We start from the raw sequence: 13180 nt of genomic DNA, 5'->3' as shown, positions 1-13180 counted from the left end.
CGCCGGCCCGCTGAAAAGCCAGCAGGTCCTTACCCGCCTTATACGGCGTATCCTCCGGCAGACTGACGCTTTTCCCTTGCGGCATGCCAAAAAACAGCTTGGGCCTTGCTTCCAAGATATCACAGACGACGACGCTTTGGAATTGGCTTGCCAGACGCTTCAGCAGCTCCCAGTCCGTCTCCTCGTACTGGATCACCGGCGCTCCGATCGCTGCGCCTTGGGCCACACTGTACAGCACATCCTGCTGCGGATAGGCTTGCAAAAGCTCCTGGATGAGCGCCGGATAGTCCATCGACACATCCTGAAACGTTCGCCGCCGCTTGGCGACATCCAGCCTATGCGAACCGGACAGCCCTTCCAGTTCGATGCCGTATATGCCGTTGGCATGCGTCATGTTCACTGCGCTTACAAAACCTTTGAACAGCGTCGTTTCCCGCTGGCCGTCGTACTCGTAGACATGGATCTCATCGCTTGCCGATGCTTGCTGCGCTGCGTTTACGTTGACAGCCTCATCTACGATTCCGCACACGGTCAGCCGTCCGTGCTCCCCCGGTTTCCACTCGATCTGCACATCCTCCAGCCGGTGAATCGGGTACGCCGTTTTTACCCTGATTTGTTCAAAACCCGCCACTTCCCCCACCTCCGATTCTCTTACCCGTCATGCTGACCGTTGCTGAAAAACCGAATGGTCCCTTGATGACCGCAGATCAGCAGCGATTCCGTCGTCAACGCCGGCTTGCCCTCCACGAGCGCCGTTTCCTTCGTCTTCGCCCATTTTTCCATTAAGACCGGGCAGCACGGTTTGCCGCTAATCGTCTCCGGCTTGTCCTCGGCGATCAAATAAATCGTTTCTCCGCTCGGATTCGAGGGGCTGTTGCATATCCCGAAATACGGGACGTTCGCCGGGAACTGGTAATCCGATTCATTCATCATCGGTTTTTCGTTCACGTACGACCCATGACTTTTCGGTAAATTAATCCGCCGCTTGTGGCTCCCGCAATTGCACCCCATTTTGGCGCCTCTGACTACGTAGTACTCGCCCTCCGGCATCTGATCTTCCTCCTCAGACTTGTCATTCAGCTCAGCCCCACCGCTGTCCATTACTCCACCGCCACCCGTTCCAGCCGTACACCCTGAAAATCCCGCCGTAAAATACTTTCCGCCACATCCAGCCGAACGACGATCAGCGGCTTGCCGCTTTCTTGAATCCGCACGATCTTTTTGCCCGCCATCCGCTCCGCTTGCAGCACGGGCTTTTTGATCACGCTGCCGTCGCCGGCACGCACGCTGAAGGGACTTAGCGCCTCCACTTCTTCAAAGATCGGCAAATAATAGTTCCGCTGACGGCGATGCCTCAAGTCCACCAGCGGGGTCAGCTTGAACAAAGTGTCGGGCGCATACGCTTCGACGAGCCGTTTTAGCCGTTCGGAAATCAGGTAGAGCTGCCGGTCCAGCACATCCGAAAACTCGCTTTCCCTCTCCGCTTGTACCTGAAAAATCATCGTGTCCGCGATTTTATGAGCGCTAGTCCGATGAATGTCCCGCGTGTCCACCTGCTTTCTCACATCCAGGAGCACCGGCGCATCCGTCACCCGCTCGTCCTGCTTGAGTACAAAATATTCCCTCATCCGTGATCCGCTCCATTGTTTCCGCCGCTTACCGGTCGATTCCCCTCAACCAGCAATTCGCTTTGATCCCGAAATTCGCCCGCCATCCAGCGAATGCCCGGAGACTTTGCCACCCGCGCATAGGCACTGCTATCCAGCAGCACCGGCACCATCTTTTTCATAAATTCGACAGCCAGCAGATGGTATTTCACCGCTTCGATTTGCTGGATTCTATCGATATCCATGGAAGTTACTTTTCTCGCATACGCAGTTTTCGCCTTTTCCAGCTCGGCCATCCGGCGAAACAGCGGCTCGAATATCACATCCGCGCGCCACGTCGACATGCATTCCATCGGGTCCGCGAACCAGTTCTGATCGTAGGCGTCCACCCGATACAAAGCCTTTCCCTCCATAATGCCTGTCCGCAGCAAAGAGATATACACATAGTGAATGTCTCCCTTTATGCCCTCAGCCTGGAGCCGGGAAGCTTGCGTCCACAACGTCTCGAATGCTTGACCGAAGCTCTGTTCGATGCCCGCCCGCTGCTCGTTCAGCGCATGATGAATCGGAATCAGATCCTCCAGCCACTTGTCAAAAACATGCTTCTTCAGAAAATCGTCCAACGCCGCTTGCTTATCCATTCCGGCTCACCTCCGGCTCATACGATATTGACCTTGCCTCCGCTGATCGTGACTTGATCGTTAATCCGCAGGCTGGCATCCGCTTGTTTCAGATCTACGCCGCCTTCCCCCTGAATCAACACCTTGGCCCCTCCGTTAATTTCGATATCGTCTTCGGCGGTTAAGACGATTTTTTTGTCGCTGTTGATTTCAATGCCCCCGTCATCCGTCAGGCGCATTAACAACTTGCCGCTGCCGATGATTTCTACCGAACCCGGCTGAAAGACGATTTGCTTGCCGTATTTGGTGCTGATGCTTTTCACGGCCGGGTTCCCCCGTTTTTCAGGATTCGAGGAGGCAACATCCACGGAGCTGGCGGCAAACGCATGCTTTTCCTGCTCATCCGGAAAATACAACCGCACCTCGTCCCCGACTTCCGGCATGCAATACCAGCCGCTTCCGTCCGGCGACGAATACACCGTCGAATAGGCAAACCATAATCCTCCCCCTGCCGGTTGTCCTCCGTCGATGTGCAGGTTCACCTTGACCTGATCCTTGGCTACACCCGCAATTTTACCGAACAGGGAAACTCCGGCCAGTGCATAACGGTATTCCACCGGGACCTGCAGCCCCTCCCGATCCTTCAGCACATAGCGGTTCGTTACAATGCCCCCTTCCAGCGCCGTTTCCGACCTGAATACGTACAGTGTCCGATGCTGAAACTGCACAGCGCCGCCCAGCTCCAGCAGTTTGCCGCTGGTCACTTCATAACTGATGCTGTTCTGCTCGTTCAACTCCGGCATACCGTTTGCGGATTTCAACTGGTGGCTTTTCAAATCCTTTTTGATGGAATAGTTATAAGCTTCCAGCTTTTGCGGTTCGCCTTGATCCGGCAAGCCCACCGACATTTTCACGCCGTCCTGCGTACACATCGGCACCAGCGGAGCATGGAAATGGGACGCCAGGCGCCGGGCAAACTGCCAATCCGTTTCCTGATACTGCACCAGCAGTCCGCCGATGCTTTTCCCCTGCGAAGCCCCGTCCGACACATCCGATTGCGGATACCCTGCGGTCAAACGCTCAAAGAGCTCGCGATAAGATAACTGTCCGTTCTGGAACGATCGGGTTCTCTTCTTGATATCCATCAGCACGGTCGCGCTGTACGCTTCCACCGTCAGCCTTCTGACCCCGCGGATCGCTTGTACCGTCAGGTTCGCTACGATCCCCTGAAACAGCATTCGCTGCCGCTGCCCGTCGCGCACCGCCACCTGGAGCGTCTCCTGCACGTCGGCCCGTTCGACATACTGATCAAGCTTCTCCTCGGGAACGATGCCGCTGAGCATCAGTCGGGCATGCGCCCCCGCTTCCTGAACGAGATGGAATTCCAACAAGCTCTCGAACTCATACGGCGCAATGACGATATCCGCGTATGTATACACCGGTTCACTCATGCCGACTCCTCCTCCTTGACCACTCTAATGGAACGGATTACCTGGAACGCCACATCCCGCCAATCGGCGTAATCCGTATATTTGCAGCAAAATGTACCCATGACCGTCTTCCCTTCAAACTCCAGGAAAAACATGATGTAGTAAATAGATCCATCCAGCGCTGCGCCTTTGAAGTCGAAGTATCCGACCGGCTTGCCGCCGGCATCTTCAATCCCGTCCTCGTAAAATACATGCGACGGGTTGGCTTTTTTGATGATCGCCTTCATGCCGTCCGCCAATTCCTTGACCCACTCGTCCTCCAGCCCCTGATCGATCCGGCTAAGCGTAAAATTAATAGCTCCGGTCTCATCACTTTTGATGATTTGCGGACGCTGCTCGTACGGATATTTCAGCTTTTTGTGCTCTTCGAGCATATCCGTGAAATCTTTTGGGAAATAAACCTTAAGCTTCTCGTCAAAAAACGCCTGCTCTTCGAATTCGTAATACCGGTTCCCTACGCGTACTGGGCCTGAACGAATGTCGCTTGACTGCTTGCTTTTTTCCGCTTCATGAAGAAACGCCAGTATTTTCTCATCGGCATATTCCATACATCATACTCCTTCCCCGGGCGGTTTCCAGCCCCTTCGAATCAACTGCCGCTTGCGCTTTTCAAAAAATGCTGTAGCTTGCTGGCACGCATCCGTACCTATCCTTTCGCGCAGCAGCGCAATCGCCTCTTCCATGTCTACGAGATCGACAGGCGCAGCCAGGCTTCTTCCGGCGCCCTTCACAATAAACCGCCCTCCGAAGAAACGGCTGTAGCCCACTTCCGCAATCTCTTGCAGTTCTGTGGTTCGTACACCGTATCAACGATAGGCATTCAGCGCCTTTTCCGAGACGATAACCTTAGGAAAAGTGACATGTACGGTCAAAATAAAGTAAAGCGCCGTACATATGACCCCGATCAGCAGCATGAACGCCGCATCTTCCGGTTCGTTCTCCACCAACATCTGCATGACCAATACACTGATACCGAGACACAGCCCTAAATAACTGAACAGCTAAATGCCCCGACTAAGCTTTAGCACCAGTTCTTCGCGCTTTCTTAAAACGGGCGTCCGGCTACGAAGCATGCAACCTTGGCTACCAAAAACACATTCATTGTACTGCCTCCTGTTTTAAAAAATATGAGCACAAATTCGACCTCCCTAAAAGGGACTTAGTTATTAGAGTTCCATAAGAACTCGAAGTTTGAATCCGCTGCCTGTTTTCTCAAAATCCCCCCTTTGTCCTTGGTTTTATTTGATACATTGCATGAACTGAATACAATCAAAAAACAAAGTAGCAATATGAAACTAGTATTTTCTTATGGTTCGTACATACTGAACTTCTCATTCTCGCTTCTACGGATATTGGTTACAGTCTACCTTCTTTAAATGACATTATTTTCTAATTTTACTATTATATTCTTATTTGTTACTAATTTCTTTAGTTGCAACAGCTGCCTTTTTAAATTGATTTATCTCATATAACTCTGCTTCGGAATTATTGATCTCATACAGTTTACCCACTAGACCACTCTGGGTGCTGCTCTCTACACTTGCATTGATTTTCCATGTTATCCCATTCCCTTCAATTACCACTTTCGTTTCATAATCTATATCCCGATAATTTCGAATGTAATACTTGTATACACCTTTAGGGTATATACTATCGTCCTTTAGCTCATCCACGATTGACCGTTCGATGGCTTCAATAACCCTTTTTCTCTCAGAAGTCAAAGCCGGGTATTCAGGTTGATAAGCATTTTTTATCTTTAATTGAGTGGTTTTTACTAACTGGTACTTTTCTTTCTCAACGAGAGATTTAAGTTGCTCTGTGTTTGGAGCTAATCTGAAATTAGTGATTTCATTAGTGTAGCCTTTCTTGGATGACCAAAATTCTACTGCCACATAAACTTTAGTTGTTGTAGGCTGTTCGAATAAAACCATCATATCCTTATTGCCTACGGAACTTTGATATATGGAAATTGGAGTAATCTGATTTTCAAAAGCACTAAAGTACGAATACTTCCCTTTATACCAAATATCGTCATTAATAGCTGTACGAATAACTTCCAAAAACGGATCACTTTCTTGAACGTTACTGTCTTGCGAAATAGACTCTCGATTAGTTTGTTTTTGTGAATCATTTTCTGTCATGACGGGGGAAGTAATATTCTTATTACATGCCGCATTTATTATTAAAATTGCTACCCCTGAGAAAATGATAAAGATAATTTTGCATACTCTTTTCATTCTGCACCCCGAATTTGAAGTTCGAAATTAAATTCATTGACTATCATAATTAAAATAGGTGTTATCACCAAAAGTCTTAATATCTTTAATGCTATTCCACTTTCCATCTGCTAATAACTGAACCTGACCATTATCTAAGATTCGAACATGCTTAGGGTCAGGAACAGGATTAAACCAACTAGAAGTTCTAAAGTACATTCCTGCACCAATTTTATTAGGAATTTCATTCGTTCTTCCATCTATTATTAAGCTTGCGATAAAAACTGCTTTTTTCCATGCATTCAAATTTCCAGATTTTTTAAGTGGATCTCTCGCTAAATTAGTATCAACGGCTCCCCCCGTTACAGCTGCGTATTGTCCCGGTGCTAAAACTACTTCTTTGTATGTTTGTGTTCCTGACATCTTTCTATTAATAATAGTCCACGCAACAGATTCCTGACCAAAATCGGTTTCACCGCTGCAACATTCTCCAAAAATTGTTCGTGCTAGTATATCTTTTTCTTCAAGATTCATTAAATCGTTTTTTGATTCTACCTTATTTCCCACTCCAGAAACATCCACATTACCGTAGAGTGTTTCGCCAATACTTTCGCCTTTACTTGCAATGTCAGCATGCTGTGCTTGTTGTGTTTGCTTAATCTGATTTTCCGAAGCAAATTCTTGTTTCTGAGGCGTCGTATTTTTCGTTATTATATCCTTAGCGTCCTTGCTATACTGCATTTTCGCCGACTTAATAATAGCCTCTCTCTCAGCCATCTGGCTGAAATCCTTTCCTTCTACGATCCATTTATCATTCGCGGCATACCACTTCGCCGTTAAATCGTTCAACGTTTTCGCATCTTCCGGAGACTTTTGCTTGATTCTATCTATTTCTATCAACTTGTCCCGGATTCCCTGTCCCGCTTCACCTGCTGCCCGCATGACCTTTACATTTCCTACCTCGTTCGCTTCCATCCACCGCTGCGTCTCTTTCTGCATTTGTTGCTGTGCCCATTCCGGCATTTCGGCCATCTGTTTCAGTTTCTCTCTAAGGCCGTTAGCCAATGCCCTTGCCTGATTCATACTTACCTGATCTCCGCTTGCTTCAGCGATATACCAAGCTTCCTTGTATTTCTTGATCCATTCCTTCGCCCAATCCGGGTAAGTGATGCCTAGTTCCTTCTGCTCTTCCTCATAATCGTACTCTTCCGCTTTTCTACGAGCGTTCGCCGCGGCCAATTTTTTTAGCATGGGACTATCTTCAAACTTCGGTTCTTTCCATTTGATCATCTACTTCACTCCTCCATTCAGAATAAACGGGACTTTGTTATAGGGTTGGAATAAAATCACTCTGTTTGTGTGCCCCTTACTTTCATAAACCCAAAGGTCATCTACATTACCTGTTAATTCCACACTATTAAAATGAGACCAATCTTCCTCTTTGATGGTGTATAAGACGTACCTGTCTTTCTGCTTGGCAAGGAGATGCAGAAACTGGCCATTGGAATTTTTCACTATTTTTCTAATGGTGCCTTCAATTCCAAAGCTGGAAATATGCCTCTCATAAATAACCTTATTCTCTGAAAGACTAATTTTTCGCAATAATTGCTTTTGTTGGTCAATTTGAAACAAATATACGAGTTCTTTTTGTGCCTTAGTATCCTGATTTATGGTCTTGCTGTACCCCGAAATATTTAACCATTGCCCATAATTACCTATAAATTGAATATGCTTTTCGCTGAAAGCCCGGCTCATGCCTAGTAAGTATACATTGTTGGCGTCATCTCTAACCATTGCAAAAGGATTCTTTGCCCGATCGATGTAACCTAACAATAGATGATATTGTTCGAGCGGAGTAGAAGGCCTTACTTTGTATAAAGCAGATTTGTATACATAGCCCATGGGAGCATCTGTCCTACTTTGACCATCAAACCATATATCCAAAAAGTATTGATTCGCGGGATCTATGATTTGAAATTTTGCCCCCGAAACTCTCATGAGTTGGCTGCGATCACTTAAATCTTCAGGCAATTTATAGTACATGATATGATCAGTTGGTATTTTCTCAGTCTCCTGTGATAATTTCATCAAAAGCAGAATCGGCTTATCCTTATATCGACATAAACCTAATGCTATCGTACCCTCAGAATAGTAATTGCCTGCAAAGCAACTGGCGTTTACCTTCTCTAACTCTTCTTGTTTAAGCTTTACGTTCTGCAATTGATTAGGAACGGCTTCTTCGATCATGACTTCAAATTCGCGGAAATTGTAAAAATTGGATACAAAGGATCCTTCTTTATGATCCCTGACTTCAATTTCCTGATCAGATCTGGAAACAACAATACTTTCGTTATTCTCCGTCTGATCCTTCTCATTTAATTGCGGCACGTTGGTTGACATGGTTTCCTGGGAAGGTGATAAGACAGGATGATCAGATACGTTCGTGCAGGCTCCTAATAATATTAACAACAAACTCATAACAACTATTTTCAATAGATCCTCTCCAATCCCGCTATTCAATTATGGGATCACATTTAATTTCCATGTGCCCCTCTCATAGACGCATTCAATAATATTCGAAGATCCAGAACCATCCGGTTCTTCAAACATTGGCGTCAAAAAAGTAAAAATTCTTCTATCTCTAACATCTGCCACTAATGCTGCAGTCGTACGTTTCCAATCACCCATTCTTCCTATATCGCTTTCTTCGAATGCGAGTCTATCATTTACCATGGTCACACCGTGTGATTCGATTAACTCCCCAACCATTTGATCCGTGAAAACTTGCCCAAGCTTTGCTTTTATTTTTTCGATACTATTCATATCGCTACAAAAATAACTGTAATATTTCCCTTTGACAATCACAGACTCGTTCCCTTGCTGATCCCTGCATCCATTATCGCCATACCAGAATCCTAAAAATGCAGAATGAGCTTGTACATAAAGTTCGACAGCCTCTTTCTCTTCGAGCGGCCTAATCGCATGACTGCTTATATTCATAGATTCGCCTTGTTGGCTCACTTCACTTTGTAAACCTTGCACGGATTCATAAGGGCTTAGTAAGAGCAATCCCATAAATATTAGCAAGATATGTTTGATCTGCACATTTCCCCTCCTCTCATACTAATCTTTCTTTTTCATGATTCTATAATTTGAGATTGGGGCTCGCCCATAGTACTGCGCATGATCTAACGTCGTTCGCACTCCATCGTAAGGATCAATGATGTGAATCTCAGATGCATTTGTTGGGATTCCGGAATAACCAACAGCCACAACAAAGTGTGTTAATTCATCGGGCAGATTAAGATGAATGATCGCAGGTACTCTCTGATCTATATAATTTTTTACTACACTAAATATATTTTTCTCCGAGCAATCGATCCTTGAATAACTAAAACCAAATGATGAAGCAACCTCCGCAAACTTTAAATTATATTTTTTCTTTTCCATACTATCAACATATTTTTCAACTTCGCGATAGTTGGTCTGTGCTCCATAATAATTCAAAACCATTGTTACTGATGCAATCGCACAACCCTGTTTATTAAAATCATTTTGATTTACTGGTTGTAAGGACAAATCATTTGTAGAGAGGATTTCAGGATCTATTATTTTGTTGTTGCTTCTATCTTGACTCACCTCACTCCCCCGCTTAAACTCCGCATAACCCCATTCTGCTTCCTTACGGTTTCCATATAGGATACTATCTACAAAAAACAGCCGGTCGTTTGCCCATTTGTTATCTCCCTGCTTTGTCAACAGGTACAAATACTGCGCCTCATTCTCCCATTCGTTTATATCGTAAAATCCGTTCCAAGCCCTTCCCTGGTTGTTGGCGTATTTCGAATCAACCCGGCTCCGTTCGTAGGCAACGATCCGCTTGGCTTCTTCAAGACTGTGATCCTCGGTGATCGTTCCTCCGAGCTTGAGGGCTGCTTGCGCTAATTCCACCGCCTGTGCTTTCTTATCCTTATCCCCTGCTTTGTCCGCTTCCTCCCATTTGCATTTGGCCATATACAGGTATTCATTGGCTACCATTCGCTGAGCCGTCTCCAAATCATCATCCAGCGTAATCGTACCACCCATGCTGCGGCCGATGCGCGCCAGTTCCTTCGCTTCCACTATGTTTCCCTTGGCATACAGCTTCTTCGCTTCCAAAATCTTGTCATTGCCAACCAACCGCTCTACATCCTTCAGATCATCCTCCAGCGTCACGGTTCCCATTTTTTTTCGAATTTCTTCAGCCTGTGCCTCCGCTTTGTCCCTGGGGTTTTTCCATTCTTTTTTCAAATTCAACAGCATTTCATTGGCGGCCATATTCAGCAATAGCGTCGCTTCCGCTTGTTCTTGTGCCGACGCCGGGTTTACCGTCTGTCCTTGGCCATCGTCGGTTATGCGGATCATGCCCTTATACATGCAGGTTACTATACAACAGCTTAACAAGGCTTGATCCTGTTCAACCCAAACCTCCGTTTGCTCTCCCCCTGCCCATACCATCGCGATCATCGGTGAACAAGGCATCGGTCGTAACTGTCCGTTATTGGCTTTGGTCGCTTCGGCTACGGTCGGATTATCCAGACTCGAGCAATTGCCAAAAGACAGCACATTCTGATGAGGCTTGGAATCGGCCACGTTTAACTGAGCTTTGTCGTTAATGAATACCTGTCGGTTCGCAGGTGCTTTCAACTGGCTGGTGCCACTGCCACAGGTGCAGGACAACACAGCCCCTTCCACTACATAACTTCGTTCGCTCACCCCGCCCCCTGCATCCGACGCCTCCTCATGGGTGACGATCAGCGGCGTCTTTCCGGCGTTCAGCTCTCTTTTTATATCGGCAATCCGCTGCGCGATCGTTGGTTTTTGTTCCCGCACCTGCGCTCTTGTCGTTGCCTTGGTCATGGCTCTCCCTCCCGCCTAGTTCATTTTCACCTTGGTTCCGCGTATGAGGGTTTCCCCGTCCATCTCGATCACGCTTGTTTTGCTGGCGATCCCGATCGTTTCTTTCGCCGTAATTTGCACCGTATTGCCCGCGTTCAGAATCAGATCGCCGTCAGCCTTGACCCGAATATCCTTCGTGCTGCGGATTTCAATGCCCTTTTCATCAATCAAACGAATCAGCATCTCATTGTCGTTGCCGGTAATTATGATTTCATTTTTCTCGAAAATGATCGCCTTCCGGTACTTGGTCATGAAAATTTTCACTGCGGGGTCGGCGATCATATCCCCTCCGGCATTTTTCATACGTACGGAATGCGTCACGATACCATTCTTCTCATCACCCGTCGGAAAGTATATATGGACGGAATCGCCGATTTCCGGCATACAATACCAGCCCGTATTCCCTTCCGACGTATACATTGTGGCATGAGGAAACCAGGTCATTTTGTCCGGTTCCGGCTTCTTCGTTTCATCCATGTCAAAATGCACCTTTACCTGGTCTTCCTTTAGCTCCAGGACTCGCCCTTTCAAAGACACGCCTTGCAGGCTCTTATTGGTCGATCGCTTCTGCAGCAATCCGCTTTTGCTTGTCAGCACGCAATCATGCGTCCAGTCGCTTTCGAAAGTAGTGACCGATTGGTAGACATAAAGATCCAAATCCCATTCCGGTAGCATCAGCTTTATTTTTTTTCCAGGTGTATAAAACTCCTTCACTTCCGTCGTACGAACCTTATGGTAGAGCAAATTTTCTTCCTCGTCTTTGTTATTGAAATGGCCCAGCTTTCTGGTGACGGAGTAGTCATGCGCTGTCATCTCTCCGTCGATGCAATCGGCCAGCGGCAAGCCAAAATGAACATAAGGCTTGTCCAGGGTCGCCCCGACAATTAAGCCCACCCCCAATCGGGAAGCCATCCGCTTCAGAAACGCCCAGTCGGTTTCGTGATATTGCAAAGCAAGTTCTTCCAGGCACTGCCCCTCCAGATTGTCGCTGTGTCCGACATCCGCATAATGAGCTTGATGCGAATCTCTATCTTTCTTATAGTTATCCAGCACGCTTTGGAACAAATCCGCGTACGTCATCTTGAGATTTTGGAACGAACAGCTTCGAGGCTTAATATCCAATTGATAGCTAAGCGACACCGCAGATACCGTAAGGGTATAATTATTCTGCGAGGCTCGAACGCTCAGCTTGCTGATCGTACCTGAAAACAGCATAGGGGACTTGTTCTCATTGCTTTCAACACTCGCACCCGCTTCGTAATAACCGATTTCCAGCAAGCTTTCCGAATTTATGTTGTTAACGAACTTGTCTTTGTTCTCCAACGTTAACGTTCCGCTAAAATACGCTCTGGCGTGCCGGTTCATGTGTTTCACAATTTTTATGGTTTTGATCTCATATATCACGAGCTCTTCTCCGTTATATCTGATGACTGGCATATTATGGCTCATTTCGGATCGCTCCTTTGAGGTTTGGCGTTATTTCCAAAATTCAGTTAACGGTTGCCTTGCTATACTCGTCGGTTTGCGAGTAAATATACGAATAATCGGATATTACCAAGTAGAGGAAAATAGTATCCGCCATTGAGTACATGTTCCCGACTTAAATAGTTCGGGGATCGATTCATTCAGCTGCGTGAGAACCTTTTATCGGATTTTCATTTGTGATGCTTATCTTTTTAAATGTTTTCATGATATTGCTTTTTTCACGAATCATCTTTTCAAACTGTTCTGCGTCATCTTTTTTTTCTGCAATTTGAATATCATATGGAAACCCTGTAGGTGATTCTACAACAAATACATAATTGTCGATTACTCCTATTTTCCTAAATGGGTATCCTCCATCTTTCCCCGTTGTACTCGACCACTCATTCCATTCTTTTTCTGTGCCCCACCGTGATATCCCAAATAAAAATTCTTTTTCTAACGATTTATTTATAGGTAAATAATAAAAAATAGTCCTTTGATCATCTTCAATAAGAGTAAACTTACCTTTCCAATCATCAGGGAAATCGATAGAATAAGCATATTTCATGTTTTTATAGTTAAGCGTTGTTGCCTGCGAGTTCGTTTCTTGTTTATCGGCAGGTGTTATGTCACTTTTCTCTGATATCTGCTTATCATTTCCATCCGGACTCGGGCTCTGGACCAGTACAGTGGCACGATGCTCTATTCCGGCATTTTTAAATTCATATAAAGTAAAAATAAGGATCAGGGCAGCTACTGCCACTCCAATAAATAATATATACTGCCATTTTTTAATAGCCACCCACGACCACTCTCCATTAAATTAACCTTAATGCCGCCTAAAC

Annotated in this window: 14 protein-coding genes and 1 pseudogene; all 15 read right to left on the bottom strand. The window is 46.2% G+C overall.

Going from position 1 to position 13180, the window contains the following annotated elements; genetic code table 11:
* Window positions 1-631: pseudogene (locus AC3G2T_RS27125) on the bottom strand (hypothetical protein); the annotation flags it as partial.
* A gap of 20 nt (window positions 632-651) precedes the next feature.
* A complete protein-coding gene (locus tag AC3G2T_RS27120) occupies window positions 652-1101 on the bottom strand; it encodes a DUF4280 domain-containing protein (protein WP_488437541.1) in 450 nt (149 codons plus the stop codon).
* On the bottom strand, window positions 1101-1628 hold the full coding sequence (locus AC3G2T_RS27115; protein ID WP_474683661.1) for a hypothetical protein: 528 nt from the start codon (window positions 1626-1628) through the stop codon (window positions 1101-1103). Before AC3G2T_RS27115 ends, AC3G2T_RS27120 begins: the two co-directional genes overlap by 1 nt.
* Window positions 1625-2248: a hypothetical protein gene (locus tag AC3G2T_RS27110; RefSeq protein WP_488437540.1), complete on the bottom strand. Its 624-nt coding sequence runs from the start codon at window positions 2246-2248 to the stop codon at window positions 1625-1627. Before AC3G2T_RS27110 ends, AC3G2T_RS27115 begins: the two co-directional genes overlap by 4 nt.
* Window positions 2249-2265: 17 nt before the next feature.
* Entirely contained in the window at window positions 2266-3678 is a 1413-nt protein-coding gene (locus tag AC3G2T_RS27105) for a phage tail protein (RefSeq protein WP_474683659.1), read from the bottom strand.
* Complete coding sequence (locus AC3G2T_RS27100) at window positions 3675-4265, bottom strand: hypothetical protein (RefSeq protein ID WP_488437539.1); 591 nt, start codon at window positions 4263-4265, stop codon at window positions 3675-3677. Before AC3G2T_RS27100 ends, AC3G2T_RS27105 begins: the two co-directional genes overlap by 4 nt.
* Before the next feature lie 3 nt (window positions 4266-4268).
* On the bottom strand, window positions 4269-4484 hold the full coding sequence (locus AC3G2T_RS27095; RefSeq protein ID WP_488437538.1) for a hypothetical protein: 216 nt from the start codon (window positions 4482-4484) through the stop codon (window positions 4269-4271).
* A 39-nt stretch (window positions 4485-4523) separates the two neighbouring features.
* Entirely contained in the window at window positions 4524-4673 is a 150-nt protein-coding gene (locus AC3G2T_RS27090) for a hypothetical protein (protein WP_474683656.1), read from the bottom strand.
* Between the two features lie 453 nt (window positions 4674-5126).
* Window positions 5127-5954 carry a hypothetical protein gene (locus tag AC3G2T_RS27085; RefSeq protein ID WP_474683655.1) on the bottom strand — a complete coding sequence of 276 codons (828 nt, stop codon included), beginning with the start codon at window positions 5952-5954 and terminating at the stop codon, window positions 5127-5129.
* Between the two features lie 33 nt (window positions 5955-5987).
* A complete protein-coding gene (locus AC3G2T_RS27080; protein ID WP_488437537.1) occupies window positions 5988-7223 on the bottom strand; it encodes a hypothetical protein in 1236 nt (411 codons plus the stop codon).
* Window positions 7224-8426 (bottom strand): hypothetical protein, encoded by a 1203-nt coding sequence (locus AC3G2T_RS27075; protein ID WP_488437536.1) that lies wholly within the window; start codon window positions 8424-8426, stop codon window positions 7224-7226. It abuts the gene before it with no gap.
* Window positions 8427-8453: 27 nt separating this feature from the next.
* Window positions 8454-9038: a DL-endopeptidase inhibitor IseA family protein gene (locus tag AC3G2T_RS27070; RefSeq protein ID WP_488437535.1), complete on the bottom strand. Its 585-nt coding sequence runs from the start codon at window positions 9036-9038 to the stop codon at window positions 8454-8456.
* 18 nt (window positions 9039-9056) lie between these two features.
* Window positions 9057-10832, bottom strand: coding sequence for a PAAR-like protein (locus tag AC3G2T_RS27065; RefSeq protein WP_488437534.1), 1776 nt, complete (start codon window positions 10830-10832; stop codon window positions 9057-9059).
* Window positions 10833-10847: 15 nt separating this feature from the next.
* Window positions 10848-12320, bottom strand: coding sequence for a phage baseplate assembly protein V (locus AC3G2T_RS27060; protein WP_488437533.1), 1473 nt, complete (start codon window positions 12318-12320; stop codon window positions 10848-10850).
* Between the two features lie 172 nt (window positions 12321-12492).
* Window positions 12493-13137, bottom strand: a complete 645-nt coding sequence (locus AC3G2T_RS27055) for a hypothetical protein (protein ID WP_474683647.1) — start codon at window positions 13135-13137, stop codon at window positions 12493-12495.
* Window positions 13138-13180 lie beyond the last annotated feature (43 nt).

It is taken from the genome of Paenibacillus sp. sgz302191 (assembly GCF_057749925.1).
The sequence above is the reverse complement of the archived record's forward strand: the minus strand, read 5'-3'. Positions and strand labels throughout refer to the sequence as shown.

Bases quoted from the DNA above. Each gene is read 5' to 3' on its own strand.
- AC3G2T_RS27120 (WP_488437541.1), bottom strand. From the start codon at position 1,101: ATGGACAGCGGTGGGGCTGAGCTGAATGACAAGTCTGAGGAGGAAGAT.
- AC3G2T_RS27115 (WP_474683661.1), bottom strand. From the start codon at position 1,628: ATGAGGGAATATTTTGTACTCAAGCAGGACGAGCGGGTGACGGATGCG.
- AC3G2T_RS27110 (WP_488437540.1), bottom strand. From the start codon at position 2,248: ATGGATAAGCAAGCGGCGTTGGACGATTTTCTGAAGAAGCATGTTTTT.
- AC3G2T_RS27105 (WP_474683659.1), bottom strand. From the start codon at position 3,678: ATGAGTGAACCGGTGTATACATACGCGGATATCGTCATTGCGCCGTAT.
- AC3G2T_RS27100 (WP_488437539.1), bottom strand. From the start codon at position 4,265: ATGGAATATGCCGATGAGAAAATACTGGCGTTTCTTCATGAAGCGGAA.
- AC3G2T_RS27090 (WP_474683656.1), bottom strand. From the start codon at position 4,673: ATGCAGATGTTGGTGGAGAACGAACCGGAAGATGCGGCGTTCATGCTG.
- AC3G2T_RS27085 (WP_474683655.1), bottom strand. From the start codon at position 5,954: ATGAAAAGAGTATGCAAAATTATCTTTATCATTTTCTCAGGGGTAGCA.
- AC3G2T_RS27080 (WP_488437537.1), bottom strand. From the start codon at position 7,223: ATGATCAAATGGAAAGAACCGAAGTTTGAAGATAGTCCCATGCTAAAA.
- AC3G2T_RS27065 (WP_488437534.1), bottom strand. From the start codon at position 10,832: ATGACCAAGGCAACGACAAGAGCGCAGGTGCGGGAACAAAAACCAACG.
- AC3G2T_RS27060 (WP_488437533.1), bottom strand. From the start codon at position 12,320: ATGAGCCATAATATGCCAGTCATCAGATATAACGGAGAAGAGCTCGTG.